Origin of the sequence: Hydrogenophaga sp. OTU3427 (assembly GCF_038440225.1) — a bacterium.
In the GTDB taxonomy this organism is placed as follows: Bacteria; Pseudomonadota; Gammaproteobacteria; order Burkholderiales; family Burkholderiaceae_C; genus Hydrogenophaga.
In genome coordinates, this window is the sequence record NZ_JASATI010000042.1 from 1 (window position 1) to 26,087 (window position 26,087).

The following is a 26,087-nucleotide window of genomic DNA, read 5'->3' on the forward strand; positions in this document are numbered from 1 at the left end:
CGATTACCTCAGTAAAAAGAACAATGCCCGTGAGGGTTTAACGTCTCCGACCCTGGCAGATCACGGGCAATCTGCCGACCGCAACAGCGGTGTCGAAGACAAACAAAAGTCCCGCGTGCCAACCCTCCAAAACCGGGGTTGCGATGGGCCCGGCTCTGCCGGCCCGTACGCAACGCCCCCTTGAGGGGGTGACGCGCCCTCAGGCGCGGCGCGGGGGTGGGCCTTACTTCGCGCGGGCAGCCATGATGGCTTCCGACACGTTGCGCGGCGCTTCCGAGTAGTGCTTGAACTCCATCGTGTACGTGGCGCGGCCTTGCGTGGCCGAGCGCAGCGAGGTGGAGTAACCGAACATTTCCGACAGCGGCACCTCGGCCTTGATGGCCTTGCCGCCACCGATCATGTCGTCCATGCCCTGCACCATGCCACGGCGGCTGGACAGGTCACCCATCACCGTGCCGGCGTAGTCTTCCGGCGTTTCCACTTCCACGGCCATCATGGGTTCCAGGATGACCGGCTGGGCCTTCTTGCAACCTTCCTTGAAGCCGAAGATGGCGGCCATCTTGAACGCCAGTTCGTTCGAGTCCACATCGTGGTACGAACCGAAGTGCAGCGTGACCTTGACGTCCACCACGGGGTAGCCGGCCAGCACGCCGGTGGTCAGGGCTTCGATCACGCCCTTTTCCACCGCGGGGATGAATTCGCGCGGCACCACACCGCCCTTGATGGCGTCGACGAACTCGAAGCCCTTGCCGGCTTCCTGCGGTTCGATCTTCAGCACGACGTGGCCGTACTGGCCCTTGCCGCCCGACTGGCGCACGAACTTGCCTTCGGCGGCCTCCACGGTGCCACGGATGGTTTCGCGGTAGGCCACCTGCGGCTTGCCGACGTTGGCCTCAACGCCGAATTCACGCTTCATGCGGTCGACGATGATTTCCAGGTGCAGCTCGCCCATGCCGGCGATGATGGTCTGGCCCGATTCTTCGTCGGTGCGCACGCGGAAGGACGGATCTTCGGCAGCCAAGCGGCTCAGCGCGATGCCCATCTTTTCCTGGTCGGCCTTGGTCTTGGGTTCCACGGCCTGTGCGATCACGGGCTCGGGGAACACCATGCGCTCCAGGGTGATGATGGCGGACGGGTCGCACAGGGTTTCACCCGTGGTGACGTCCTTCAGGCCCACGCAGGCAGCGATGTCGCCGGCGCGAATTTCTTCGACTTCCTGGCGGTTGTTCGCGTGCATCTGCACGATACGGCCGATGCGCTCCTTCTTGCCCTTGACGGCGTTGTAGACGGTGTCGCCCTTCTTGAGCACGCCCGAGTACACACGCACGAAGGTCAGCTGGCCCACGAACGGGTCGGTCATCAGCTTGAACGCCAGGGCGGACAGCTTCTCTTCGTCGTCGGCCTTGCGCGAGGTCGGCTCTTCGTCTTCGGTCGTGCCGCCCACGGGCGGGATGTCCACGGGCGAGGGCAGCAGTTCGATCACGGCGTCGAGCATGCGCTGCACGCCCTTGTTCTTGAACGCGGTGCCGCACAGCATGGGCTGGATTTCGCACGCCAGGGTGCGGGCGCGCAGACCGGCCGTGATTTCGGCCTCGGACAAGTCACCCTCTTCCAGGTACTTGTTCATCAGCTCTTCGGACGCTTCGGCAGCCGCCTCGACCATCTTCTCGCGCCATTCCTTGGCCTGTTCCACCAGGTTGGCCGGGATGTCTTCGAAGGTGAACTTCATGCCCTGGGAAGCTTCGTCCCAGATGATGGCCTTCATCTTGCGCAGATCGACCACGCCAACGAAGTTGTCTTCGGCGCCGATGGGGATCACGATGGGCACGGGGTTGGCCTTCAGGCGCAGCTTCATGCCTTCGTAGACCTTGAAGAAGTTGGCACCGGTGCGGTCCATCTTGTTCACGAAGGCCAGACGCGGCACCTTGTACTTGTTGGCCTGACGCCACACGGTTTCCGACTGCGGCTGCACGCCGCCCACGGCGCAGTACACCATGCAGGCGCCGTCCAGCACGCGCATGGAACGCTCCACCTCGATGGTGAAGTCCACGTGGCCGGGGGTGTCGATGATGTTGAAGCGGTGCTCTTCGAACGAGCGGTCCATGCCCTTCCAGAAGCAGGTGGTGGCGGCGGACGTGATGGTGATGCCGCGCTCTTGTTCCTGCTCCATCCAGTCCATGGTGGCCGCGCCGTCGTGCACTTCACCGATCTTGTGGTTCACGCCGGTGTAGAACAGGATGCGCTCGGTGGTGGTGGTTTTACCGGCGTCGATGTGGGCGGAAATACCGATGTTGCGGTACCGCTCCAGGGGCGTAGTGCGTGCCATGACAATTCTCCAATGATGATGTACTAAAGCCCGCTACCCCGGAAAGGGTTGCGGGCTCGCTTCTGAGAGGCTAGCGGGTAAAAATGAAACCCGCGTGAATCAGAAGCGGAAGTGGCTGAACGCCTTGTTGGCTTCGGCCATGCGGTGCACTTCGTCACGCTTCTTCATGGCGCCGCCACGGCCTTCGTTGGCCTCGATCAGCTCGTTGGCCAGGCGCATGGCCATGGACTTCTCGCCGCGCTTGCGGGCGGCTTCCTTGATCCAGCGCATGGACAGGGCCAGGCGGCGGACGGGGCGCACCTCAACGGGCACCTGGTAGTTGGCACCACCCACGCGGCGGGACTTGACTTCCACCATGGGCTTGACGTTGTTGATGGCGGTGGTGAAGGCTTCCAGCGGGTCTTTGCCGGTTTTCTTCTCGATCTGCTCCAGGGCACCGTAGATGATGCGCTCGGCGACGGCCTTCTTGCCGCCTTCCATGATCACGTTCATGAACTTGGAGAGCTCGACGTTGCCGAACTTGGGATCCGGCAGGATTTCACGTTTAGGGACTTCGCGACGACGTGGCATGTTTACACCTCAAATTTGCTTCAGTTGGCATCTTTTCAGACACCGCGAAAACCAAGCACGGTTTTCACTTACTCGACCCGACGCCGACATGGCGTTTTGGGGTCACTACGTTCAACACGGCTTGCCGGCCGGCCAAACACCGAACAACAAGTCGAATTACTTCGCCTTGGGACGCTTCGCACCGTACTTGGAGCGCGACTGCTTGCGGTCTTTCACGCCTTGCAGATCCAGCGAGCCACGGACGATGTGGTAACGCACACCAGGCAAGTCCTTCACACGACCGCCGCGAACCAGCACGACGCTGTGTTCCTGCAGGTTGTGGCCTTCACCGCCGATGTAGGAAATGACCTCAAAACCGTTGGTCAGGCGCACCTTGGCGACCTTGCGCAGAGCGGAGTTGGGCTTCTTGGGGGTCGTGGTGTACACACGGGTGCACACGCCACGACGCTGAGGAGAGTTCTCCATGGCCGGGCTCTTGGACTTGGTCTTTTCGACCTCCCGGCCGTGGCGCACGAGTTGATTGATGGTTGGCATTGGAAACGTCCCTAAACGTTTGAAAAAAGCGAAAACGAAAAGCCCTTCGAAAATTTTCGAAAAGCCCGCTAATGTAGCACGGGGTCTCGCCTGGCGCAAGCCACGCCCGGCGAGACCCCGTTACGCGGATGATCCTTATTTGATCCAGAGGCGGATCGCGTCCCAGGCACGGCCCAGGAAACCAGCTTCTTCCACCGTCTCCAGCACGGTCAGCGGCACCTCGGTGACGGCCACGCCGCCACCGGTGCTGACCTTCAGGGTGCCCAGCTTCTGGCCTTTTTGCAGCGGCGCCACCAGCGGGTCGGGGCGCAGCACCTCGGTCTTGAGCTTGGCGCCCTCGCCGGCCGGCACGCTCACAACGATGCCTTCAGGCACACCCAAGCCCACGGTGGGCGCCTTGCCCTTCCAGATGGCCGGCGTCACGGCCGCCTGGCCGGGCGCGAACAGGCGCACAGCCTCATAGGCGGAGAAGCCCCAGTTCAACAGTTTCTGGCTTTCGGCGGCGCGGGCGTTCTCGCTGCTCGCTCCCAGCACCACGCTGACCAGGCGACGCTGACCGGCAGCCCCTTCGCCCAGCGCCGGGAAACTGCGGCGCGCGGTGGCCACCAGGCAGTAACCGGCGGCGTTGGTGTGGCCAGTCTTCAGGCCGTCGACGCTGGGATCGCGGAACAGCAGCAGGTTGCGGTTGGTGCCGTTGGCGGCCGGCGTGCCGGCGTAGCGGTAGCGCTGGATCGCGTAATAGGGCACGTAGTCCGGAAAATCGCGCATCAGCCGCATGGACAAGGTGGCCAGATCGCGCGCGGTGGTGGTGTGGCCGGCCTCGGTCAGGCCTTCCACGTTCTTGTAGCTCGTGTTGGTCATGCCCAACACCTTGGCCTGCTCGTTCATGAGCTGAACGAAACGCTCGACCGAACCGGCCACGCCTTCGGCCAGGGCCACGGTGGCGTCGTTGCCCGACTGCACGATCATGCCCTTGATCAGGTCTTCGACCGGCACCTGCATCTTGGGGTCGATGAACATGCGCGAACCCGGCATCTTCCAGGCCCGCTCGCTGACGCCGAATGTCTGGGTCAGACTGATCTTCTTGGACTTGAGGGCGTCGAAGACCAGATAGGCGGACATGAGCTTGGTCAAGGAAGCCGGCTCCACCGGCACGTCGGCGTCCTTGGCGGCCAGCACCTGCTGGCTGGTCACGTCGAGCAGGAGGTAGGCGCGTGCCGCCACCTCGGGCGGGGTCAGGGCCTGGGCGCTGGCGCCCAGCGAAGCCACACCCAGGCCCAGGGCCAACACGGCGCGGCGCACGGTGGCCCAGGAAGCGGGCACGCAGGCCGACGAATCATCAAAACGGAACACAGGCAATCCTCAGGAAAAAATAAAAAAGCCGGACCGCCCCGCACTCAGGCTCGCAGGTGGCGCACCACCAGCGAGCGCAGCAGGGGCAGCTGGCCATGAAAGAAGTGGCCGCCCCCGGGCACCACCGTCACCGGCAGCACCTGGGGCCGCGCCCAGTCCATCACCGACGCCAGTGGCACGGTGTCGTCGGCCTCGCCATGAACGACCAGGGTGCGCTCGTGGAGTTCCGCCGGAATGGGCAACACATTGAAACGGCTGGCGGCCGTGCCGACCAGCGCCAGCTTGGCGATGTCGCGCTGACCGTGCAGCCGCGCCAGGGCGTGGGTGGTGACAAAGGCACCGAACGAGAAGCCCGCCAGGCACAACTGTCCCTCAGGCGCCAGTTGCCCGATGACGCGGAGCAGGTCCTCGGCCTCGCCCCGGCCATCGTCGTGGGCGCCGGCGCTCTGGCCCACACCTCGGAAGTTGAAACGCAGCGTGGTCCAGCCACATGACACGAAGGCGCGCGCCAGCGTCTGCACCACCTTGTTGTCCATGGTGCCGCCAAACAGTGGGTGCGGGTGGGCGATGACGGCCACTCCACGCGCCTGGGGCGCCAGGTCGCGCGCGACCTCGATGGCGCCGGCCGTGCCATCGATCAGCAGTTTTTCCGTCTGGGCATTCATCGGCCGACGTCGTGAGGGGTGCGCAGGCGCTCGACCACCACCCCGTCGCGCAGGTGCGAACTGACGATCTCGTCGATGTCGCTTTCGTCGACGAAGGTGTACCAGACGGCTTCGGGGTAGACGACGGCGATCGGGCCGCCGGCGCAACGGTCCAGGCAACCGGCCTTGTTGACCCGCACCTTGCCCGGGCCGGCCAGGCCCTGGGCCTTGACCTGGGCCTTGCAGCGGTCGAACGCCTTCTGGGCGTTGTGGTCGGCGCAGCAGGCTTCGCCGTTGTTGCGCTGGTTCAGGCAGAAAAAGATATGGCGCTGGTAATAAGAACCAGGCGCGGAAGAAGCGGCATCGGACATCGGGCTATTTTAGTGATCGCCCTCACGCCGGGATGCCAGCAGCACGCCATAGGCCAGGGCCAGGTAGGGCCAGAGCCAACCCAGCCACTGCGACAGGCCATGGAAATGGCTGTAGCGGCCCTGCTCCCAGACCTGCAGCGACTGGTCCAGGTAGGGACTGTCGGGCGCCTGGTTGAGCAGCCCCAGCGAAAACGCCAGCGCCAGCAGCATCCACACCGTGCAGGTGCGCCGCCGCAGGCCCAGGCAGCACAGAGCCAGCAGCGCCGCCGCCCCGGCACCGGCCACCACCGGCGGCGCCAGCCAGGCCCAGGCGTGGTCCGGGCCGTAGGTGAGGCCGGCCGACACCCCCCCGGCGCCAAAGGCGCCAGCGCAGAAAAACAGCCAGTACCAGGCCCGTTGCCGCAGGGTGGCCAGCACCGCATAGCCCATCAGGCAGGGCGCCAACAGGCTGAAGGCCACACACACCGCCGTGCCGAGGGCGCTCAGGTCGTTGAGCGCCGGTGCGTCGGTCGGCAGCCAATCCGCAAAAGGCGTGTCCACCAGCACCTCGCCCAGCCACAGTTCGGCCCGCTGCCACACCTGGCCCAGGCCAAACGGCAGGGATGACGGGTACAGCAAAGCCAGCGGCCACAGCGCCAGCAGCACCAGGGCGCCGCGCGAATGCGCCACGAACAGGCGCTGTCGGATGTGGCTCCAGCGCGCGATCGCGCCCAGCCGCCCCAGCACCACCACCAGCACCGCCCCCGCCAGCGCACCGGCGGCATTGAGCAGCCAGTCGACGTTGGAGGGCACGCGTTGCGGCAGGTAGCTTTGTGCCGCCTCCAGCACCAGGGACAACAGGGCCGGTGGCACGGCACCGACCACCACGGCCAAGGCGCGGCCACCCCGCCGCCAGGCGCCCCAGGCGAACAGGAAACCCAGTGGAACGTAACCGGCCAGGTTGGCCAGCACGTCGTTCAGCGTCCAGTAGCGGGGCCAGGGCGCCCACAGGTAATCCCAGGGCGACACCCCCTGGTCGCGCCAGCTGTGAAAGGGGTACAGGCTGGCGTAGACCACCAGCGCCACGTACCACAGCGCCAGCGGCAAGGCAAAACTGAGCTGACCGTCGTCGCGGTCGTTGGCCATGGTGTCAGAAAGGTTTGACCACCACCAGCACCACCGCGGCCACCAGCATCAGCACCGGGGCCTCGTTGAACCAGCGGAACCAGACATGGTGGCGGCGGTTCTCGCCCGCCACAAAACGCTTGAGCAGCCGCCCGCAGGCGTGGTGGTAGCCGATCACCAGGGCCACCACCAGCAGCTTGGCGTGCATCCAGCCATTGCCCGGGCCATGTCCGACGCCATAGCCCAGCCAGAGCCACAGCCCCAGCGCCAGCGCCGGCACCGCCAGCAGGGTGCTGAAGCGCAAGAGCTTGTGCGCCATGGTCAGCAGCCGCTGGCGCTCGGCCACGCTCTCGGGCGGCACCATGGCCAGGTTGACAAAGATGCGCGGCAGGTAGAACAGGCCGGCGAACCAGCTGGCCACAAAAACGATGTGAAAGGATTTGACCCAGAGCATCCAACAAGTGTAGCGACGGTGCTTTGTCGCAACCACTTCCCGCAATTATCAAATTTTAATTATCAGTTACAACAAAGAATAAGAACGGTAACAAGTTAGACGGGGCATGGGTTTGTAGGCGATTCGCCTTCTATCATTTCCCTCGAAACCTGCCCGGACAGCATGGGCGTCAGCGCGTGGGGTCGGTTTCACAGAACAACAAATCTTGAAGCGTGGTGTCAGGTCAGGGAGGACTCGAATGCTGTTTCGACATGGGCGTGTGCGTCCGGCTGGCGATCGCTGGCTTTGGCCCCGCCCATGCTGGGCGGCATTGCTGTGCGCCGTCTCGCCAGCCTGGGGCGGCGAAGACACGGTTGCGTTGTCTGCACAGGCCGACCGCGTCGCGCGAGCCTTGCAGACGGGTCAACAGCTGCAGGCGCTTGAATGGGCCGAGACCGAGACGCTGGAAAATTGGCCCCCAAGCCTGCTGCAAGCACTGGCGGCGTCCGCGCGTGAACTGGGCCGCAACGCCACACAAGGGCGAGCGGTGCAGGCCTGGCTGGCTCAAACACCGTCCAGTTGGGATGCCCGCCTGGCTCAAGCCTGGTGGCTGATGGATACAAGCCAGCTCGAGTCAGCGGCCCAGGCCCTGAAACACCTAGAAGACGGCACCCCGCCAGCCCAGCTGGCCAGGCTTCACGAAGCCCGTGGCGCGCTGGCGGAGTTGCGTGGCGACTGGATCGCCGCGTCCCGCCACTACCAGGCACTGCTGGCGTTGCGGCCCAGCCATCGCTATGCGCAGCGCTTGCGGCTGCTGGCACTCCAGCGCAGCGGTGCGGCCACCCTGGCCCTGGAACAGGCACGGGTGGCGATCGGCCGCGATGCCGACCTGTTCAGCCCCCGGGAAATGGCCGAGTTCGCGCAACACGCGCTGGCCCAGCGCCAGCGCTGGGCCCTGGGAATGCACGAGCAAGACCACACCGCGGCACGGACCGAACTGGACGCCCTGCTGGCGGAACGGGCGGCCATGCTGGAAGCGGTTCGCTCGTGGCCCGACCTCTGGTCGGCCCTGGTGGGGGACCACATGCAGTTGCTGGTCGCGCTCGAACGCCATGCCGAAGCCTTGCAGTGGCACGAACGCCTGTCCCTGCAAGGCGCCGCGCCACCGCGCCATGCGACCCTGGCAGCGGCACGTGCCCACCATGGACTGGGGCGCGCCGACCGTGCCATCGCCCTGTACGAAACGGCACTGGAACTGCATACCCGACCGCCCGAGGCCTACAGCAGCGACCTGTCCGATCTGGTGCACGCCTACCTCGATGCAGGCCGCTTCGACGACGCCCGCCGCCTGGTTCAGCGGCTGGAAGCGGTCACGCCGGCCTATGTCCGGTTGGGCGCGCGTCCGGGCCAGGCCAATCCCGAGGCCGCGGCCGTGCAATCGCTGCGCGTCTGGGTGGACATGCAGTCGGGGCATGAAGCCTCCGCCGGCCAGCGGCTGGACGCGCTGCTGGAGCAGGCGCCCACCAACCCTTGGCTGCGCAGCAACAGACAGTTGCTGCTGCGCTGGCAAGACCGCCCCGAAGCCGCCCTGCTCGAAGCCCGCCGCACGCTGACCCAGCACCCGGAGATGCAGATGGCCCACATCGACCATGCGCTGGCGCTGGAAAACGCCGGCTTTGTGGGAGATGCATGGCAACAGCTCAACGCCCTCGATGCCGGTCATCCCGCCGTGGCACAGGCCCGCAAGGCCCTGCAGAACAGGCTGGCACCGCGCATGGACGTCGCCATCGACAGCGGCCAGGAACGCGACGGCGGCGATCTGCGGGAATCGTGGCTGCGCAGCGCATGGAGCGCGCCGCTGGATACCACCGGTTGGCGCGTGGGCTACCAGCTCAACCTGGGCCGCGCCAAAGGCGAGGGTGTGTCCGGTCGCCGCGTCCACCAGGGCCTCAGCCTGCAACGCCAGGATGGCCCCTGGCAGCTGTCCACCGGTGCGCACCATGACCGTGGTGGCCCACAGGCGCGCACCGGACTGGACCTGCGTGTGGACTGGCGCGCCAGCGACACGTGGCGCCTGAACGCCAGCGCGCACAACCACGGCCTGGACACGCCCTGGAAGGCCTGGCAGGTCGGCATCCATGGCAACGCCGCCGAGGCTGGCCTGGCCTATGTCTACAGCCCGACCGGACGTGTCGAATGGCAGTTCCAGCGCATGGCCTACAGCGACGGCAACACCCGACTGGGACAACGCCTGAACTGGAGCGAGGTCCTGCAGCTGTCATCCAGCCTGCGGCTGCGAGGTGGCCTGGCCTGGGGCGACGAGCGCCACCGGCTGGACAAGCGGCCCTATTTCAGTCCCCGGCGTCAGCAAGCGCTTCTGGCCAGCGCCCAACTGACCTGGGTGCACTGGGTGCGCAACGACCACCGCTTGCAGCACGTGCTGGCGGTCGAAGCCGGCCCCGTCCGCCAGGCCGGCTACGGCCAGCACCCGCTGTGGCAACTGCGCTATGAGCACCAATGGCAGCTGGGCCCCCAGGCGGCCTTGGCCTATGGCTGGACCGCGTCGAGCCGTCCGTACGACGGCGCCGCGACCCGGCGCCAGGCCCTGCACCTGCGTTTTTCCTGGAGCCTCCTATGAACCCGCCGCTGATGCTCCGCTGTGCATGGCACGCCACCCTCGCCATCGCCACCCTGGTGCTGGCCAGCGTCTGCGCTGCGCAAACGCCGCCGGCCGATCCGAACGACGGACAACACTTTCGCGCGCTCGCCTTCCACGACGTGCGTCCCCAGGTGCGCGCCAGCATGGCCACCCAGCCAGACGAAACCGCCGTGGACGAACGCATGCTCGCGGACTTTTTCGCCTGGCTGCGCCAGCACGGCCACCAGCCTGTGAGCCTGCAGCAGATCGTGGATGCGCGTGCGGGGCGCGCGCCTTTGCCGCCACGGGCGGTGCTGCTGACCTTCGACGATGGCTACGCCAGCACCTACACCCGCGTGTTCCCCTTGCTGCAACAGTTCAACTATCCGGCCACCGTCGCACTGGTCACACACTGGATGGAACAGCCACCAGGCAGCCAGGTCACCTATGGCGAATCGAGCCTGCCACGGGAAAACTTTCTCAGCTGGAAGCAGGTGCGCGAGATGCAAGCGTCCGGTCTGATCGAGTTCATCAGCCACACACATGACATGCACCGTGGCCACCTCGCCATCCCGCAGGGCAACCAGCTGCCCGCGGCGGCCAGCCTGGCCCATGGCGACAAGGGCTATGAATCGCTGGCCGACTACACATCCCGGATCGCGCAAGACCTGCGCCGCAGCCAGGCCATCATCGAGACCCACACCGGGGTGCGGGTGCGTGCCCTGGCCTGGCCCTATGGGGCCTACAACGCCACGTCCACCCGGGTGGCGCAAGAGGCCGGCCTCGACATCCAGATGAACCTGGACGACGGCCCCAACCATGCCGGCGTACCGTTGACAACCCTGCGCCGCGCCCTGCCGACCTACGACCAGCCGGCGAGCAACTACATCCACTACCTGCGCAGCGAGGCCAAACCGGCGGGCGCCCGCGCACCCGCACAACGCTTCGTGCACATCGACCTGGACTACGTGTACGACCCCAACCCAGCGCAGCAGGAGGCCAACCTGTCGCAACTGGTGCAGCGCATCGCCACCATCCGGCCGCGCAGCGTGTTCCTGCAGGCCTTTGCCGACCCCGATGGCGATGGCGTCGCCGACGCTGTCTATTTTCCCAACCGGCACCTGCCCGTGCGCGCCGACCTGTTCGCGCGCGCCGCCTGGCAGCTGAAGAAGCGCGCCGGCGTGCAGGTCTATGCCTGGATGCCGGTGCTGGCCTGGCGGCTGCCCACGGGCCATCCGCTGGCCGACCGGGTGGTCACGGCCCGCACCCCGGCAGCCCGGCGATACCACCGCCTGACCCCCTTTGACGAATCGGTGCGTGGGCTGATCGGCGAGCTGTACGAAGACTTGGGGCACCACGCCCGCTTCGACGGCGTCCTGTTCCACGACGATGCCCTGCTGGGTGACGACGAAGACGCGTCGCCAGCGGCCCGCCTCGTCTATGACCAATGGGGCCTGGGCGATCCTTTGCAGACGCCACTCAGCCCAGAGGCGCTCACGGCGTGGACCGCGCACAAAGCCCGTTGGCTGACCGATTTCACCCTGACGCTGGCCGCGCGGTCCCGGGCCTGGAACCCGGGCCTGAAAACCGCGCGCAACATCTACGCCCAGCCGGTGCTGGAGCCCCAGGCAGAGCACTGGTTCTCGCAGAAGCTGGACGACTTCCTGGCCCACTACGACCACACGGTGCTGATGGCCATGCCCTACATGGAACAGCAGGACCGGCCGTTGCCCTGGCTGCGACAACTGGTGCAGGCGGTGGCGCGCCGGCCCGATGGCCTGGAGCGTACGCTGTTCGAACTGCAGGCGCGCGACTGGCGCACCAACCAGCCCGTGCCCGACGCCGAGCTGGCCCGGCAAATGCGTCACCTGCAGAACCTGGGCGTGCGCCATCTCGGCTACTACCCCGACGACTTCGTGCACCAACAACCCGGCGTGAGCACGGCGCGCGAGGCCTTGTCCACGCAGTGGGACCCGGTGTGGCCCCCTCCCGCTCCCCTTCGCCCGTCCGTGCCATGATGCCGACCGACGCACTGCAGCGCCTACAAGGCGCCTTCCTCGCGTTTCTTTTTTTCTATCCCATGCTGATGGCCTGGGCCTGGATGGCGGGCGGCCTGGTCCACGCATTGTGGTTCGAACGCGGACACACACACGGCGTGGACCCGCTGGCCGACTTGGCCGAGCGGCCGCTGGTCAGCGTGCTCATTCCCTGCTTCAACGAGTCGAGCAATGTGCAGCACGTGATCGGCCAGCTGCTGGCGACCGAATACCCGCACGTGGAGGTCATTGCCATCAACGATGGCAGCAGCGACGACACCGGCCCCCAGCTGGACGCCCTGGCCCGCCGCCACACCCGACTGCGCGTGCTGCACCACGCGCGCAACCAGGGCAAGGCCGTGGCCCTGAACACCGGCACCCTGCTGGCGCGCAGCGAATTCCTGATGTGCATCGACGGAGACGCCCTGCTCAATCCGGACGCCATCGGCTGGCTGCTGCGGCACCTGCTCGACGACCCGCTCACCGGCGCCGTCACCGGCAACCCGCGCATACGCACCCGCAGCACCCTGCTGGGTCGCATGCAGGTGGGCGAGTTCTCGTCCACCATTGGCCTGATCAAGCGCACGCAGCAGCTGCTGGGCAGCCTGTTCACCGTCTCCGGCGTCATCACGCTGTTCCGGCGGTCGGCCGTGCTGCAGGCCGGCCTGTGGTCGACGGACGTGCTGACAGAAGACATCGACATGACCTGGCGCCTGCAGCTGCGCGGCTGGCGGGTTCGCTTCGAACCGCGCGCGCTGTGCTGGATTCTCATGCCCGAGACGCTGGGCGGACTCTACAAGCAGCGTCAGCGCTGGGCCACCGGCGGCATGCAGACCATGATGCGCTATGGCCCCGTGGCCCTGCATCCCCGCCACTGGCGCCTGTGGCCGGTGATGGCCGAATACCTCACCAGCGTTGTCTGGGCCTATGGGGTCTTGTTCACGCTGGCGGGCTCCATCGCACTGGCCCTGTGGCCTGGCCATCAGCCGGGCCCCCAACTGACCAGCAGCGCCGGCCTGTTGCTGGCGCTCACCTGCCTGCTGCAGCTGTTGGTCAGCCTGTTGGTCGACAGGCGCTACGACCAACACCTGCTGCGCTACTACGCATGGACCCTGTGGTATCCGCTGGCCTTCTGGCTGATCAACCTGCTGACCACCACATGGGCCCTGCCCCAGGCGCTCAAACGTGCCCGAGGCATGCGCGCCACCTGGACCAGCCCCGATCGAGGATTCACCCGTGACAACTGAACGCCGCAAGAACCTGCCTGGCCCCGCGCCCAGGCCCGAACCCCTCATCCTGGATGCCGCGCGCGACGCCCGCCACGACTACCTGGCGCGCTGGCCCCGACACAAGGCCTGGCGCCTGTACCTGTGGATGAAATACCTCAGACCGTTGCTGCTGGTCGCCGCCTGGTGCGGGTTCCTGTTCCTGCTGTGGCGCCACTTGCCGCAACTCCCCTTGCGACCACCCCCGACCGGATTGCTCCTGGGTTTTGGCATGTTCCTGCCCGTGGTCGCCGCCGCGTTGTTGAGAAGCCGCCGGCGCATGGGTCGCGGCCCCAACCAGGCCCCGCCGCCGCCCCGGATAGACGCCTTCACCCCCCTCAGCATCGAGCAACTGGAGCAGGCCCGTGCATCCCGCCGTTTGATCGTCCAACATGACGCTGACGGGCTGCTGGCCGCCACCGATGCCGCCCTGCGGCACGCGCCAGCCACCCACAGCACCTCAACGATCGCCTGAAAACCAACGGGTTCCGGACGTCGCCAGGCTGTGTCGCCAAACCCTGGGCCATTCCCTATGATGGCCCGACAAGAAAACGCGCCACGGCACCGGGGCGCACAGGTTCAGGGAGTGCAAGCATGATGAAACATCCAGCCCGCTTCGCCTGCGGGGCGCTGGTCATCCTGGCCATGGGCCTGGGCAGCGCACAGGGGGCCACCCAGGCGGCCCAAACCAAACGTCCGCGCGGCAGCAGCAGCGTCAAGGTGGTGCCCAGCGGCTCCCAGGAAAGCACCGCCGAGCGCGAACGCCGCCTCAAACGCGAATGCCGTGGCCGCCCCAACGCGGGTGCCTGCCTGGGCTTCGCGAGCTGAAATCCGGCGCGGCGGCACACAAAAAATATCAACCCCAGGACGCGGGGTGGGTCGCTACCATTGCGGCCATGCAAGCCGCCACCCATCCCGCCCTGGGCCCGCTCGTCGAGCAGGTCCTGTCCGCATCGGCACGCCGCACGCCCCTGCGGGTGCGCGGCGGCGACACCAAAGCCTTCCATGGCCAAACCCAGGCCGGCGCCGGCGACGTGATGGACACCCGCGCGCTCAGCGGCGTGGTGTCCTACGAGCCGACCGAGCTGGTGGTCACGGCCCTGGCCGGCACGCCCCTGGCCGAACTCGAGGCCCAGCTCGCCGAACGCGGCCAGTGCCTGCCCTTCGAGCCACCCCACTTCGGCCCCGGCGCCACCGTCGGCGGCATGGTGGCCGCCGGCCTCAGCGGCCCGGCCCGCGCCAGCGTGGGCGCCGTGCGCGACTACATGCTGGGCGTGCAAGTGCTCAACGGCCGCGGCGAACTGCTCACCTACGGCGGCCAGGTCATGAAGAACGTGGCCGGCTACGACGTGAGCCGCCTCATGGCCGGCGCCTGGGGCACGCTGGGCCTGATCGTGGAGGTCTCGCTCAAGGTGCTGCCGGTGGCCCCGGCCGAAGCCACGCTGGTGTTTGAACTGCCGCAATCGCAGGCCATGGCGCAGTTGCAGCGCTGGGGCGGCCAGCCGCTGCCGCTCAACGCCAGCTGCTGGGTCCACGACGACACGGCCTCACCTACCAAGGACCTGTTGTTTGTGCGCCTGCGCGGCGCCGTGGCCGCGGTCGAGTCGGCCTGCACCCGCATGTTGAAAGACGTGCCCGGCCAGCGCATGGACAATGCCCAGGCCGGCCTCGACTGGGCCGCTTGCCGCGACCAGCGCCTGCCCTTCTTCACCGCCCCCGCGCCCGAACTGGCCTTGTGGCGTCTGAGCGTGGCGCCGGCCGCGCCCGCGCTGGACCTGCCCTGGGCACAGCTCATCGAATGGCACGGCGGCCAGCGCTGGCTGTGGGCACCGGTGAACGCGGCCGAGCGGCTGCACACAGCGGCAGCCGGTGCGGGCGGACACGCCACGCTGTTCCGCGCGCCGGCCAGCGGCCTGCCCGCCGGCTTCCCGCGCCGCGCTGCCGCTTCCGGGCCGCTGGCCACCATCGAAAACCGACTGCGCGAGGCCTTCGACCCCGCCGGCATCTTCAACCCTGGCCGATTGGGCTGAACCATGCAAACCAACCTGGCCCCCGAATTCAAGGGCACCCCCGATGGCCAGGCGGCCGAGGCCATCCTGCGCAAGTGTGTGCACTGCGGCTTCTGCACCGCCACCTGCCCCACCTACCAGCTGCTGGGCGACGAGCTCGACGGCCCGCGCGGGCGCATCTACCTGATGAAGCAGGTGCTCGAAGGCGCCACGCCCACCCGCTCCACCCAGCAGCACCTGGACCGCTGCCTGACCTGCCGCAACTGCGAATCCACCTGCCCCAGCGGCGTGGACTACGGCCACCTGGTGGACATCGGCCGCAAGATCGTGGACGCCAAGGTGCCGCGCCCGGCCAGCGAACAGGCGGTGCGCTGGCTGCTCAAGGAAGGCCTGCCCTCGCCGCTGTTCGGCCCGGCCATGAAGCTGGGCCAGATGCTGCGCCCGCTGCTGCCGGCCACGCTCAAGAACAAGGTGCCCGCGCCGCAAAACGCGGGCGCCTGGCCCACCCGCACCCATGCGCGCAAGGTGCTGATGCTGGCCGGCTGTGTGCAGCCCGCCATGATGCCCAACATCAACCGCGCCACCGCGCGCGTGCTGGACGCCGCTGGCATCCAGACCGTGGTCGAAGGCCAGGCCGGCTGCTGCGGCGCGGTCAGGTTCCACCTCAACGACCAGGACGGCGGCAAAGCCCAGATGCGCGCGAACATCGCCGCCTGGTGGCCCCACGTGGAGGCCGGTGTGGAGGCCATCGTGATGAACGCCTCGGGCTGCGGCGTCACGGTCAAGGAGTACGGCCACATCCTGCGCGACGAACCCGAATGGGGCGCCAAGGCCGCGCGCATCAGCGCACTGACACGGGACCTGAGCGAGTTGCTGCCCGAACTGGTGCCTGTGTTGAAAAACCAGGTCAAAGGCGGCCCCAAACTCGCCTTCCACCCGCCCTGCACACTGCAGCACGGCCAGCAGCTCAAGGGCGGCGTCGAGCAGCACCTGGGCGCCCTGGGCTTCGACATCAGCGTGGCCCGCAACGAGGCACACCTGTGCTGCGGCTCGGCAGGCACCTACTCGGTGCTCAACCCCGACATCGCCTACACCTTGCGCGATCGCAAACTCGGGCACCTGGACGAACTGCAGGCCCAGACCATCGTCAGCGCCAACATCGGCTGCATCACCCACCTGCAAAGCGGCACCTCCACCCCGGTCAGGCACTGGGTGGAGGTGCTGGACGCGGCGCTGGCTTGAGGGTCAGGCCAGGCGCTCGGCGTGGTGCCGCAGGTGGTCGGCCACGAAGCTCTGAATGAAGTAGTAGCCGTGGTCGTAGCCGGCGTGGCGGCGCAGGTTCAGCGGCTGGCCGACCTGGGCACAGGCGGCCTCGAACAGCTCGGGCTTGAGTTGTTCGACCAGAAATTTGTCGGCCAGGCCTTGGTCGATCAGGATGCCGTTGGCATAGGGCGCTGACGTCTGTTGCGCCATCAGAACGCTGGCATCGTGTGCGTCCCAGGTGCTTTCGTCCTGCCCGAGATAGCCGGTGAAGGCGTTGTGCCCCCAGGGGCACCGGGTGGGTGCGCAGATGGGCGCGAAGGCCGACAGGCTCTTGAACAGGCCCGGGTGCCGCTGCGCCAGGGTGAGCGCGCCGTGGCCGCCCATGGAGTGACCGAACAGCCCCAGGCGCTGGCCCGCCAGGCCGAACTGGGCCACCACGCCGGGCAGCAGTTCCCGGACGATGTAGCTCTCCATGCACCAGTGGCCAGCCCAGGGCATGACCGTGGCGTCGAGGTAGAAACCGGCGCCGACGCCAAACTCCCAGTGGTGGTCTTCGCCGCTGATGCCGGCGCCGCGCGGGCTGGTGTCGGGCGTGAGCAGGGCCAGGCCCAGCTGGGCTGCCTCGCGTTGCGCGCCGGCCTTGATGGCAAAGGTTTCTTCGCTGCAGGTCAGCCCGGCGAGGAAGGTCAGCAGCGGCACGGCCTGCCCGGCCAGCGCCTGCGGCGGCAGGAACAGCCCGAAGCGCATGGGCAGGCCGATCTCGGCCGAGCTGTGCTTGTAGAAACGCTGCACGCCGCCGAAGCAGGCGTGTTCGCTGAGCAGTTCCAGAGACTTCAATTCCATGGCGGTGACTCTCTTATCGGCGCGCTGTGCGTGTCATCCGCCCGCGCCCGCCCAGGGACACCGCCGGGCCGGCCCTGCCGGACGGCTGGTGTCGCCCCCTTGAGGGGGTGACGCGAAGCGGCGCGGGGGTGTTCAATCAGAACTCAACGACGGTGCGGATGGATTCGCCGGCCTTCATCAGGTCAAAACCCTCGTTGATGCGCGACAGCGGCAGCTTGTGGGTGATGAGGTCGTCGATGTTGATCTTGCCGTCCATGTACCAGTCGACGATCTTGGGCACGTCGGTGCGGCCACGCGCGCCGCCAAAGGCCGAACCTTCCCACTTGCGCCCGGTGACCAACTGGAAGGGCCGGGTGCTGATCTCGGCGCCGGCTTCGGCCACGCCGATGATGATGCTGCGGCCCCAGCCCTTGTGGGTGCATTCCAGTGCGTCACGCATGACCTTGGTGTTGCCGATGCACTCGAAGCTGTAGTCGGCGCCGCCGTCGGTGAGCTGCACGATGGCATCGACCAGCGTGCCGCCCGCCGCTTGCACGTCCTTGGGGTTGATGAAGTGCGTCATGCCGAACTTGCGCGCCATGGCTTCGCGGCCCGGGTTCAGGTCGACGCCGATGATCTTGTCGGCGCCCACCATCTTGGCGCCCTGGATCACGTTCAGGCCAATGCCGCCGAGGCCGAACACCACCACGTTGGCGCCGGCTTCCACCTTGGCGGTGAAGATCACCGCGCCGATGCCGGTGGTGACGCCGCAGCCGATGTAGCAGACCTTGTCGAACGGGGCGTCCTCGCGGATCTTGGCCAGCGCGATCTCGGGCACCACGGTGTGGTTGGCGAAGGTGCTGGTGCCCATGTAGTGCAGGATGGGCTGGCCGTTGATCGAGAAGCGCGAGGTGGCGTCGGGCATCAGGCCCTTGCCCTGGGTGCCACGGATGAGCTGGCACAGGTTGGTCTTGCGGCTCAGGCAGAACTTGCACTGGCGGCATTCGGGCGTGTAGAGCGGGATGACGTGGTCGCCCTTCTTCAGCGTGGTCACGCCCGGGCCCACGTCGACCACGATGCCCGCGCCCTCGTGGCCCAGGATGGCCGGAAACAGGCCCTCAGGGTCGGCGCCGCTGAGGGTGTAGTAGTCGGTGTGGCAGATGCCGGTGGCCTTGATCTCCACCAGCACCTCGCCGAACTTGGGACCTTGCAGGTCCACGGTTTCAATGGTCAGCGGAGCACCTGCTTTCCAGGCGACGGCGGCTTGTGTTTTCATGGCGAGAGACCTGTGGTTGAAACGTCCGGGCGATTGTAGGGAGGCCACGGCGACCGTCCGCGAACAGGGGGGCTTTTGGCCCGCTTTTCCGCGCTTGGCCACGCGCGCCCGGCCCTACATTCAAGACTCAGCCCCAGTGCGTCCTGTCAGAGGAGTCCGACATGAAGATCAGCCACAGTCACACGCCGCCCAACCTGCAGCGCGAACCGCACGCGGGCAAAACCGCCAAGGCGGGCGGCGGTGAGGTGGCGCCGAGCGGCATCACCGTGACCTTGTCGGAAGCGGCACAGAACGCCAGTGCCACGGACGGCACCACCACCGGTGCGCCGGCCGGTTTGCTCAAGGTCCAAGCGCGGCTGCAGGACCTGGGCGAGGCCCGCACACGCGGCCAGGGCGTGGCGCTGGAGCGCATCAGCCGCAACATCGCCCGCTACCTGGAGAACCAGGCCCCGGCGGCCGTGAGCGCACCCGCACCTGCATCGGTGGAGGCCCCGCCGACCGACCCGGTGGCGGAGCTGCCAGTCACCGACACGCCGGCCGAGACCGCAGAAAGCCCTGCCGAGGGACCCGTCGAGACACCCGCTGAGGCGCCAGCGCAGGCGCCCGCAGACGCGGTGGCCGCGCTGCCGGCCGACAACACCCAGGCCCTGTTGGACGCCCTGGACAACAGCCCGGACGCGAGCGCCTGAGGCGGTCGTCAGCCGCTCAGACCACCCCGCCCTGCTTGAGGGCGGCAATGCGCGCCGCGTCCAGCCCCAACTCGGCCAAGACCTCGTCGGTGTGCTGGCCCAGGGTGGGCGGCGCGTGGCGCAGCTGCACCGGGTAGTCGCCCAGGCGGATGGGGTTGGCCACACTGCGTATGGCCAGGCCGTCTTCGCGCTGTTGCGCGATCGCCAGGCCCCGCGCCACCACCTGCTCGTCGGCAAAGGCCTGGCCGATGTCGTTGATCGGGCCACAAGGCACGGCCTTGTCTTCCAGCAGCGCAATCCACTCGGCCGTGCTGCGGGTGCGGGTGGCCTCACTCATGGCCGGAATCAGCACCTCGCGGTGCTGCACCCGCAAGGTGTTGCTGGCGTAACGCGGGTCCTGTGCCCACTCGGGGTGGCCGGCGGCGGCGCAGAAACGCGCGAACTGGCCGTCGTTGCCAATGGCCAGCAGCATGGAGCCGTCGGCCGTGGGAAAGTCCTGGTAAGGCGCCAGGCTGGGGTGGCTGTTGCCCTGGCGCTGCGGCACGATGCCGGCGTTCAAGAACGAGGCGGCCTGGTTGGCCAGGATGGCCATGCCGACGTCGAGCAGGGCCATGTCGATGTGCTGGCCGCTGCCGGTGTGGTGGCGGGTTTCCAGCGCGGCGAGGATGGCGCTGGAGGCATAGACCCCCGTGAAGATGTCGGTGAGCGCCACGCCCACGCGCTGCGGGCCGCCGCCGGGCACGTCGTCGGGCCGGCCGGTGATGCTCATCATGCCGCTGGTGGCCTGGATCATGAGGTCGTAGCCGGCGCGCTCGGCGTGGGGGCCATCCTGGCCGAAGCCCGTGACCGAGCAGTAGATCAGGCGCGGGTTGATGGCCTTGAGACTGGCGTAGTCCAGTCCGTATTTCTTCAGCCCACCGACCTTGAAGTTCTCCACCAGCACGTCGGCCTGGGCCGCCATCTGGCGGATCAGCGCCTGGCCCTCGGGCTGGGCCATGTCGATGGTGACCGAGCGTTTGTTGCGGTTCGCCGCCGTGTAGTAGCTGGCGTGTTCGGTGTCCTTGCCCTGCGCATCCTTGACGAAGGGCGGGCCCCACTTGCGGGTGTCGTCGCCTTCGCCCGGCTTTTCGACCTTGACCACGTCGGCCCCCAGGTCGGCCAGGATCTGGGTGCACCAGGGACCCGCGAGCACGCGGGAGAGATCGAGCACTTTGAGGTGGGACAGGGCGCCGGCGGTGGTGGTCATGGGGTTCTTCTCTGCAAATGGACAACGCCCTGACTCCGGCGAGGAGGCAGGGCGCCTGGTTTCAGCGGTTCAGTGCGCGATCAGTTCGCAAAAGCGGCGATACCCGTTTGCGCGCGGCCGAGAATCAAGGCATGGATGTCGTGGGTGCCTTCGTAGGTGTTCACGACTTCCAGGTTGACCAGGTGGCGGGCCACGCCGAACTCGTCGGAGATGCCGTTGCCGCCCATCATGTCGCGCGCCAGACGGGCGATGTCCAGCGACTTGCCGCAGTTGTTGCGCTTGATCAGGGAGGTGATCTCCACCACGTTCTGGTGCTCGTCCTTCATGCGGCCCACGCGCAGGGCGGCCTGCAGGCCCAGCGTGATTTCGGTCTGCATGTCGGCCAGCTTCTTCTGGATCAGCTGGTTGGCGGCCAGGGGGCGGCCAAACTGCTTGCGGTCCAGGGTGTATTGGCGGGCGGTGTGCCAGCAGTACTCGGCCGCACCCATGGCGCCCCAGGCGATGCCGAAGCGGGCGCTGTTCAGGCAGGTGAAGGGGCCCTTGAGGCCCTGCACCTCGGGGAAGGCGTTTTCTTCGGGGCAGAACACGTCGTCCATGACGATCTCGCCGGTGATGGAGGCGCGCAGGCCCACCTTGCCGTGGATGGCCGGGGCGCTCAGGCCCTTCATGCCCTTTTCCAGCACGAAGCCACGGATGGGACCGACGGAGCCGCCCTCGGACACTTCCTTGGCCCAGACCACGAAGACATCGGCCACCGGGCTGTTGGTGATCCACATCTTGCTGCCCTTGAGCTTGTAGCCGCCGTCGACCTTGTAGGCGCGGGTGGCCATGCTGCCGGGGTCGGAGCCGTGGTCAGGCTCGGTCAGGCCGAAGCAGCCGATGAATTCGCCCGAGGCCAGCTTGGGCAGGTACTTCTGCTTCTGCGCTTCGGTACCGAATTCGTTGATCGGCACCATCACCAGCGAGGACTGCACCGAAGCCATGGAGCGGTAGCCCGAGTCCACGCGCTCGACTTCACGCGCCACCAGGCCGTAGCTCACGTAGTTCAGGCCCGCGCCACCGTATTCGGTGGGAATGGTGGGGCCCAGCAGGCCCAGCTCGCCCATCTCGCGGAAGATGCTGATGTCGGTCTTTTCGTGGCGGAACATGTCCTGCACGCGCGGCATGAGCTTGCCCTGGCAGTACTCATACGCCGCATCGCGGATCATGCGTTCGTCTTCGGTCAGCTGTTGGTCCAGCAGAAACGGGTCGTTCCATTGAAAAGCGGCGTGGGCCATGAAGGTCTCCTTGAGATGTGTGACAAATTCGGTTGAACAGCCGGGATGCTAGGCGCCGTCCCCAGGTTTGGCAAACAATTGTTTTGCACCCAGATATGCGCATCACGCATTTTTAAGCACAATCAGGCCATGCGACGCAAGATCCCGTCCACCCAGGCGCTGCAGTGCTTCGAATCCGCCGCGCGCCACCAGAGCTACACCCGTGCGGCGCAGGAACTCGCGCTCACGCAAAGCGCGGTGTCGCGCCAGATCGCGCAGCTGGAGTCATTCCTGAATGTGCAGTTGTTCCAGCGCACACGCCACGGCGTGCTGCTCACGCCCAGCGGTGCCGAATACGCCCAGCAGGTGGCGCGCCGGCTCGATGCCCTGGAGCGCGACACCCTGGACGCCATGGCGCGTTTCGGCCAGAGCCGGGCCGTGCACCTGGCCGCCGTGCCCACCTTCGCCACCCGCTGGCTGATGCCGCGCCTGCCGGTCCTGGCGCGGCAGCACCCCGAGATCGTGGTCCACATCGAGACCAGCACCCGGCCCTTCCTGTTCGCCGACACCGAACGCGACGCCGCGCTCTACGCCGGCACGCCCGAGCAGGTGGCCAACTGGGCCGGCACCCAGGCGGCCGAACTGCTGCCCGAGGTGGTGGTGCCGGTCTGTGGCCCGGCGCTGCTGGCGGGCCGCAGCAAGCTGCAGGCCGCCGACGTGGCCCAGTTGCCTCTGCTGCAGCAGAGCACCCGCCCCGACGCCTGGCGCCAGTGGTTCGAGGCCAACGGCGTGGAAGCCCCCCTGGCCCTGGCCGGCCCGCGGCACGAACTGTTCTCGCTCACGGCCACCGCCGCCGCCCACGGGCTGGGCGTGGCCCTGGTGCCCAGGCTGCTGGTGGAGGACGAACTGGCGCGCGGCGACCTGGTGGTGGCGTGCGACCGCCCCCTGGCCAGCGGGCGGCGGTATTGGTTCGTCACGCCCGAACGGGCCGAGGAGCCGGTGGCCGTGACGCTGTTGCGGGACTGGCTGGTGGCGGCCGCCCAGGCCGCCGCCACGCCCTGACGCCGGGTCAGGCGGCCAGCGCCGCCGCGATGTCCTTGGCCAGCGATGCCGGCGCGTCCTGCGGTGCGTAGCGCTTGATCACCTGGCCGTCCTTGCCCACCAGGAACTTGGTGAAGTTCCATTTGATGGCCTTGCTGCCCAGCAGGCCCGGCGCCTCGGCGCACAGCCACTGGTAGAGCGGGTGGGCGTTCGCGCCGTTGACGTCGACCTTGGCCATCATGGGGAAATCGACGCCGTAGTTCACCTGGCAGAAGCTGGCGATCTCGTCGTTGCTGCCCGGGTCCTGGCTGCCGAACTGGTTGCACGGGAAACCCAGCACCACCAGGCCCTGGGGGCCGTGGTCCTTGTGCAACTGCTCCAGCCCCGCGAACTGCGGCGTGAAGCCGCAGGCGCTGGCGGTGTTGACGATGAGCAGCGCCTTGCCACGGTACTGGGACAGGGCAACGGGCTGGCCGTGGATGGATTCGGCTTCGAAGTCGTAGATGGACGGCATGGCTGGGCTCCTGTGTGACAGCCAGCCATGATAGGCCGGCACCAAAGACCCTGCCGCAGGCGCCCCGGCTCAGTCGACCGCGAACGGCACCCGCTGCGCCACCGCGCACATCAGCTCGTAGCCGATGGTGCCGGCGGCATGCGCCACCTCATCGGCCCCCAGCACGGCGCCGCTGGCACTGCGGCCCCACAGCACGACCTCGGCACCCAGGCCGGCGTGGCGCCCGGCCGCCAGCACCGGGCTCAGGTCCACCGCCAGCATGTCCATGCTGACGCGGCCCAGCAAGGTGGTGCGCACGCCGTCGACCAGCACCGGCCCGCCGATGCCACCGCTGGCCGCGCTGCCCGAGGCATGGCGCGGGTAGCCATCGGCGTAGCCACAGGCCACCACCCCCACCTGCATGGGGTGCGGGGCCACGAAGGCGGAGCCGTAGCCCACGCTGTCGCCGGCGGCGAGTTGCTGCACGCCGATCAGGCGGCTGGACAGGGTCATGGCGGGCTTCAGGTCCCAGTCGGCGGCGGTGCGCGCCGGGTGGTCGGGCGCGCCGCCGTAGACCATGATGCCGGCGCGCACCCAGTCGGCCGCCAGGGTCTGCGGCTGGCCCCCTGCCGCCAACGGCGAGCCGGCATGGCGCAAGGTGGCCGCGCTGTTGCACAGGCTGCGTTCACCCGGCAGATCGCGCGTGACCGCCTCGAAGGCCGCCACCTGGTGGGCGATGCCACGCGGGCCATCGGCGTCGCTGAAATGGGTCATGAAGGAAATCTCGTCCACCTGCGGCAGGGCATTGAGCCGGGCCCAGGCGGAGCGAAAGGCGTCGGGCTTGAAGCCGAGCCGGTTCATGCCGGAGTTGAGCTTGAGGAAAACCCGGTGCGGCACCTGTGTCTTGTGGGCGGCCAGCCAGTCGATCTGTTCCTGGCAGTGCACCGCGTGCCACAGGCCCAGGCGCGAACACAGCTCCAGATCGCGCGGCTCGAACACGCCTTCGAGCAGCAGGATGGGGCCACGCCAGTCGAGCGCGCGCAGGCGTTCGGCCTCGGCCAGATCGAGCAGGGCAAAGCCGTCGGCACCCCGCAGGCCCTCGAAAGCGCGCTCGATGCCGTGGCCGTAGGCATTGGCCTTGACCACCGCCCAGACACGGGCATCACCGCCAGCGTGGCGGGCGCGGGCCAGGTTGTGGCGCAGGGCTTCGGTGTGGACGGTGGCGAGAATGGGACGTGGCATGGCGGTCGGAGAAATACACAGGTGCTGTGAGCATGCTGGCGGAGGGGCCCGGACGGCATGCTATAACCCGCCCACCCGTGACAGGCGGTTTACAAATCGGCGGCTTTGAGACAGGCCACTTTGTACCCGCACTTTCGACCCCCACCGCGCCAAGACAGCCTGACAGCTCCGGAAAATCATCCCCATGAAGCGCGGCTTCTACACCATCATGACGGCGCAGTTCTTCAGCTCGCTGGCGGACAACGCGCTGTTCGTTGCCGCCGTCGAGCTGCTGCGCAGCCGAGGGGCCGCCGAATGGCAGAGCGCGGCACTGGTGCCCATGTTTGCCCTGTTCTATGTGGTGCTGGCGCCGTTTGTGGGCGCCTTTGCCGACGCCAAGCCCAAGGGCCAGGTGATGTTCATCAGCAACGCCATCAAGGTGGTGGGCTGCCTGCTGATGCTGGTCGGCATGCACCCGCTGGCGGCGTACGCGGTGGTGGGCCTGGGCGCGGCGGCCTACTCGCCGGCCAAATACGGCATCCTCACCGAGCTGCTGCCGCCGTCCCAGCTGGTCAAGGCCAATGGCTGGATCGAGGGCCTGACCATCGCCTCCATCATCCTGGGCGTGCTGGTGGGTGGGCAGCTGGTGGGGCCGGTACTCTCCAGCTGGCTGCTGGCCATCGACATCCCGGGCATCCACACCGGTATCGACTCCCGGGCCGAAGCCGCCATCGCCTCGCTGGTCCTGGTCTATGCCCTGGCGGCCTGGTTCAACACCCGCATCCCACTGACCGGCGTGACGCCGCGCCACCTCCCCAGCAACCCGGTGGTGCTGCTGTCCGACTTCTGGCTCTGCAACACCCGCCTGTGGCGCGACCGCCTGGGCCAGATCTCGTTGGCCACCACCACCCTGTTCTGGGGTGTGAGCGGCAACCTGCGCTACATCGTGCTGGCCTGGGCCGCCGCGGCGCTGGGCTACAGCACCACGCAGGCCTCGGGCCTGGTGGGCGTGGTGGCCATCGGCACCGCCGTCGGCGCGGTGGTGGCCTCGGTGCGCATGAAGCTGGACCAGGCCACCAAGGTCATGCCGCTGGGCATCGCCATGGGCGTGCTGGTGATCCTGATGAACTTCATCGACAACGTCTGGGTGGCCGCGCCCTTCCTGATCCTGCTGGGCGGCCTGGGCGGTTTTCTCGTCGTGCCCATGAATGCGCTGCTGCAGCACCGCGGTCACAACCTCATGGGCGCCGGCCGCTCCATCGCGGTGCAGAACTTCAACGAGCAGGCCTGCATCCTGGGCCTGGGTTTCCTCTACAGCTTCTCCACCGGCATGGGGCTGTCGGCCTTCGCGGCCATCACCATCTTCGGCCTCATCGTCGCCGGGGTGATGTGGCTGATCAAGCGCTGGCACGCCCACAACCAGGTCGCCCACGCCAACGAGCTGGCCCGCCTGCTGGAGATCGCCCGGCGCGACGACCTTCATGGCTGAAGGTCCTC

At 67.6% G+C, this 26,087-nt stretch carries 24 protein-coding genes; 10 read left to right on the top strand and 14 right to left on the bottom strand.

Annotated elements, in window-relative coordinates:
* Positions 1–223: 223 nt before the first annotated feature.
* The 8 genes from fusA to AAHB17_RS19385 form a co-directional block, all read right to left on the bottom strand.
* Positions 224–2,326 (bottom strand): elongation factor G, encoded by a 2,103-nt coding sequence (gene fusA, locus AAHB17_RS19350; protein ID WP_342132452.1) that lies wholly within the window; start codon positions 2,324–2,326, stop codon positions 224–226.
* 99 nt (positions 2,327–2,425) lie between these two features.
* Entirely contained in the window at positions 2,426–2,896 is a 471-nt protein-coding gene (gene rpsG / locus AAHB17_RS19355) for a 30S ribosomal protein S7 (protein ID WP_342132453.1), read from the bottom strand.
* A gap of 156 nt (positions 2,897–3,052) precedes the next feature.
* On the bottom strand, positions 3,053–3,430 hold the full coding sequence (gene rpsL / locus AAHB17_RS19360; RefSeq protein WP_305334118.1) for a 30S ribosomal protein S12: 378 nt from the start codon (positions 3,428–3,430) through the stop codon (positions 3,053–3,055).
* Positions 3,431–3,565: 135 nt separating this feature from the next.
* Positions 3,566–4,732: a D-alanyl-D-alanine carboxypeptidase family protein gene (locus AAHB17_RS19365; RefSeq protein ID WP_446719624.1), complete on the bottom strand. Its 1,167-nt coding sequence runs from the start codon at positions 4,730–4,732 to the stop codon at positions 3,566–3,568.
* A 95-nt stretch (positions 4,733–4,827) separates the two neighbouring features.
* The gene (locus AAHB17_RS19370) at positions 4,828–5,448 is read right to left on the bottom strand and encodes an alpha/beta hydrolase (RefSeq protein WP_342132454.1); all 621 of its coding nucleotides are present in this window, start codon (positions 5,446–5,448) and stop codon (positions 4,828–4,830) included.
* On the bottom strand, positions 5,445–5,798 hold the full coding sequence (locus AAHB17_RS19375; protein ID WP_342132455.1) for a (2Fe-2S) ferredoxin domain-containing protein: 354 nt from the start codon (positions 5,796–5,798) through the stop codon (positions 5,445–5,447). The genes AAHB17_RS19370 and AAHB17_RS19375 overlap by 4 nt, the downstream gene beginning before the upstream one ends.
* A gap of 9 nt (positions 5,799–5,807) precedes the next feature.
* Positions 5,808–6,923, bottom strand: coding sequence for a VanZ family protein (locus AAHB17_RS19380; protein ID WP_342132456.1), 1,116 nt, complete (start codon positions 6,921–6,923; stop codon positions 5,808–5,810).
* Positions 6,924–6,927: 4 nt separating this feature from the next.
* Positions 6,928–7,356 (bottom strand): CopD family protein, encoded by a 429-nt coding sequence (locus tag AAHB17_RS19385; protein WP_342132458.1) that lies wholly within the window; start codon positions 7,354–7,356, stop codon positions 6,928–6,930.
* A gap of 391 nt (positions 7,357–7,747) precedes the next feature.
* Here AAHB17_RS19385 and AAHB17_RS19390 point away from each other — a divergent pair, with 391 nt between their 5' ends.
* The 7 genes from AAHB17_RS19390 to glcF all read left to right on the top strand — a co-directional run bounded on the left by AAHB17_RS19390 (position 7,748) and on the right by glcF (position 16,525).
* Positions 7,748–9,973, top strand: coding sequence for a tetratricopeptide repeat protein (locus AAHB17_RS19390; protein ID WP_342132459.1), 2,226 nt, complete (start codon positions 7,748–7,750; stop codon positions 9,971–9,973).
* Complete coding sequence (pgaB, locus tag AAHB17_RS19395; RefSeq protein ID WP_342132460.1) at positions 9,970–11,991, top strand: poly-beta-1,6-N-acetyl-D-glucosamine N-deacetylase PgaB; 2,022 nt, start codon at positions 9,970–9,972, stop codon at positions 11,989–11,991. Before AAHB17_RS19390 ends, pgaB begins: the two co-directional genes overlap by 4 nt.
* Positions 11,988–13,256, top strand: coding sequence for a poly-beta-1,6-N-acetyl-D-glucosamine synthase (pgaC, locus tag AAHB17_RS19400; RefSeq protein WP_342132461.1), 1,269 nt, complete (start codon positions 11,988–11,990; stop codon positions 13,254–13,256). Before pgaB ends, pgaC begins: the two co-directional genes overlap by 4 nt.
* Positions 13,246–13,749, top strand: a complete 504-nt coding sequence (locus tag AAHB17_RS19405; protein ID WP_342132462.1) for a hypothetical protein — start codon at positions 13,246–13,248, stop codon at positions 13,747–13,749. Before pgaC ends, AAHB17_RS19405 begins: the two co-directional genes overlap by 11 nt.
* 119 nt (positions 13,750–13,868) lie before the next feature.
* Positions 13,869–14,102, top strand: a complete 234-nt coding sequence (locus tag AAHB17_RS19410; protein ID WP_342132463.1) for a hypothetical protein — start codon at positions 13,869–13,871, stop codon at positions 14,100–14,102.
* A gap of 68 nt (positions 14,103–14,170) precedes the next feature.
* Positions 14,171–15,304 carry a glycolate oxidase subunit GlcE gene (gene glcE / locus AAHB17_RS19415; protein ID WP_342132464.1) on the top strand — a complete coding sequence of 378 codons (1,134 nt, stop codon included), beginning with the start codon at positions 14,171–14,173 and terminating at the stop codon, positions 15,302–15,304.
* Positions 15,305–15,307: 3 nt separating this feature from the next.
* Complete coding sequence (gene glcF, locus AAHB17_RS19420; RefSeq protein WP_342132465.1) at positions 15,308–16,525, top strand: glycolate oxidase subunit GlcF; 1,218 nt, start codon at positions 15,308–15,310, stop codon at positions 16,523–16,525.
* 3 nt (positions 16,526–16,528) lie between these two features.
* Here the strand turns inward: glcF and fghA are convergent, their stop codons facing one another.
* Entirely contained in the window at positions 16,529–17,389 is an 861-nt protein-coding gene (gene fghA, locus AAHB17_RS19425) for an S-formylglutathione hydrolase (protein ID WP_342132466.1), read from the bottom strand.
* 136 nt (positions 17,390–17,525) lie between these two features.
* Positions 17,526–18,644 carry an S-(hydroxymethyl)glutathione dehydrogenase/class III alcohol dehydrogenase gene (locus tag AAHB17_RS19430; protein ID WP_342132468.1) on the bottom strand — a complete coding sequence of 373 codons (1,119 nt, stop codon included), beginning with the start codon at positions 18,642–18,644 and terminating at the stop codon, positions 17,526–17,528.
* Between the two features lie 161 nt (positions 18,645–18,805).
* On the opposite strand from AAHB17_RS19430, the gene AAHB17_RS19435 reads away from it, so the two are divergent.
* Positions 18,806–19,333 carry a hypothetical protein gene (locus AAHB17_RS19435; protein ID WP_342132469.1) on the top strand — a complete coding sequence of 176 codons (528 nt, stop codon included), beginning with the start codon at positions 18,806–18,808 and terminating at the stop codon, positions 19,331–19,333.
* Between the two features lie 16 nt (positions 19,334–19,349).
* Here AAHB17_RS19435 and AAHB17_RS19440 read toward each other — a convergent pair whose 3' ends face one another.
* Together AAHB17_RS19440 and AAHB17_RS19445 are read right to left on the bottom strand one after the other, a co-directional pair.
* A complete protein-coding gene (locus AAHB17_RS19440) occupies positions 19,350–20,579 on the bottom strand; it encodes a CaiB/BaiF CoA transferase family protein (protein WP_342132470.1) in 1,230 nt (409 codons plus the stop codon).
* Between the two features lie 80 nt (positions 20,580–20,659).
* Entirely contained in the window at positions 20,660–21,856 is a 1,197-nt protein-coding gene (locus tag AAHB17_RS19445) for an acyl-CoA dehydrogenase (protein WP_342132471.1), read from the bottom strand.
* Between the two features lie 129 nt (positions 21,857–21,985).
* Between AAHB17_RS19445 and AAHB17_RS19450 the strand changes: the two genes are divergently transcribed.
* On the top strand, positions 21,986–22,897 hold the full coding sequence (locus AAHB17_RS19450; RefSeq protein ID WP_342132474.1) for a LysR family transcriptional regulator: 912 nt from the start codon (positions 21,986–21,988) through the stop codon (positions 22,895–22,897).
* 7 nt (positions 22,898–22,904) lie between these two features.
* Here AAHB17_RS19450 and AAHB17_RS19455 read toward each other — a convergent pair whose 3' ends face one another.
* Positions 22,905–23,390 carry a glutathione peroxidase gene (locus AAHB17_RS19455; protein WP_342132476.1) on the bottom strand — a complete coding sequence of 162 codons (486 nt, stop codon included), beginning with the start codon at positions 23,388–23,390 and terminating at the stop codon, positions 22,905–22,907.
* A 69-nt stretch (positions 23,391–23,459) separates the two neighbouring features.
* Positions 23,460–24,611: an alanine racemase gene (gene alr / locus AAHB17_RS19460; protein WP_342132479.1), complete on the bottom strand. Its 1,152-nt coding sequence runs from the start codon at positions 24,609–24,611 to the stop codon at positions 23,460–23,462.
* A 184-nt stretch (positions 24,612–24,795) separates the two neighbouring features.
* On the opposite strand from alr, the gene lplT reads away from it, so the two are divergent.
* Positions 24,796–26,079, top strand: coding sequence for a lysophospholipid transporter LplT (gene lplT / locus AAHB17_RS19465; protein ID WP_342132480.1), 1,284 nt, complete (start codon positions 24,796–24,798; stop codon positions 26,077–26,079).
* The last annotated feature ends 8 nt before the right edge of the window (positions 26,080–26,087 follow it).

Excerpts from the sequence above, each read along its gene's own strand:
- lplT (WP_342132480.1), top strand. The coding sequence starts at position 24,796 with ATGAAGCGCGGCTTCTACACCATCATGACGGCGCAGTTCTTCAGCTCG.
- rpsG (WP_342132453.1), bottom strand. The coding sequence starts at position 2,896 with ATGCCACGTCGTCGCGAAGTCCCTAAACGTGAAATCCTGCCGGATCCC.
- AAHB17_RS19385 (WP_342132458.1), bottom strand. The coding sequence starts at position 7,356 with ATGCTCTGGGTCAAATCCTTTCACATCGTTTTTGTGGCCAGCTGGTTC.
- glcF (WP_342132465.1), top strand. The coding sequence starts at position 15,308 with ATGCAAACCAACCTGGCCCCCGAATTCAAGGGCACCCCCGATGGCCAG.
- AAHB17_RS19380 (WP_342132456.1), bottom strand. The coding sequence starts at position 6,923 with ATGGCCAACGACCGCGACGACGGTCAGCTCAGTTTTGCCTTGCCGCTG.
- AAHB17_RS19435 (WP_342132469.1), top strand. The coding sequence starts at position 18,806 with ATGAAGATCAGCCACAGTCACACGCCGCCCAACCTGCAGCGCGAACCG.
- AAHB17_RS19375 (WP_342132455.1), bottom strand. The coding sequence starts at position 5,798 with ATGTCCGATGCCGCTTCTTCCGCGCCTGGTTCTTATTACCAGCGCCAT.
- fghA (WP_342132466.1), bottom strand. The coding sequence starts at position 17,389 with ATGGAATTGAAGTCTCTGGAACTGCTCAGCGAACACGCCTGCTTCGGC.
- AAHB17_RS19370 (WP_342132454.1), bottom strand. The coding sequence starts at position 5,448 with ATGAATGCCCAGACGGAAAAACTGCTGATCGATGGCACGGCCGGCGCC.
- AAHB17_RS19440 (WP_342132470.1), bottom strand. The coding sequence starts at position 20,579 with ATGACCACCACCGCCGGCGCCCTGTCCCACCTCAAAGTGCTCGATCTC.
- AAHB17_RS19455 (WP_342132476.1), bottom strand. The coding sequence starts at position 23,390 with ATGCCGTCCATCTACGACTTCGAAGCCGAATCCATCCACGGCCAGCCC.
- fusA (WP_342132452.1), bottom strand. The coding sequence starts at position 2,326 with ATGGCACGCACTACGCCCCTGGAGCGGTACCGCAACATCGGTATTTCC.
- AAHB17_RS19410 (WP_342132463.1), top strand. The coding sequence starts at position 13,869 with ATGATGAAACATCCAGCCCGCTTCGCCTGCGGGGCGCTGGTCATCCTG.
- AAHB17_RS19450 (WP_342132474.1), top strand. The coding sequence starts at position 21,986 with ATGCGACGCAAGATCCCGTCCACCCAGGCGCTGCAGTGCTTCGAATCC.
- AAHB17_RS19445 (WP_342132471.1), bottom strand. The coding sequence starts at position 21,856 with ATGGCCCACGCCGCTTTTCAATGGAACGACCCGTTTCTGCTGGACCAA.
- pgaC (WP_342132461.1), top strand. The coding sequence starts at position 11,988 with ATGATGCCGACCGACGCACTGCAGCGCCTACAAGGCGCCTTCCTCGCG.
- AAHB17_RS19430 (WP_342132468.1), bottom strand. The coding sequence starts at position 18,644 with ATGAAAACACAAGCCGCCGTCGCCTGGAAAGCAGGTGCTCCGCTGACC.
- glcE (WP_342132464.1), top strand. The coding sequence starts at position 14,171 with ATGCAAGCCGCCACCCATCCCGCCCTGGGCCCGCTCGTCGAGCAGGTC.
- alr (WP_342132479.1), bottom strand. The coding sequence starts at position 24,611 with ATGCCACGTCCCATTCTCGCCACCGTCCACACCGAAGCCCTGCGCCAC.
- rpsL (WP_305334118.1), bottom strand. The coding sequence starts at position 3,430 with ATGCCAACCATCAATCAACTCGTGCGCCACGGCCGGGAGGTCGAAAAG.
- pgaB (WP_342132460.1), top strand. The coding sequence starts at position 9,970 with ATGAACCCGCCGCTGATGCTCCGCTGTGCATGGCACGCCACCCTCGCC.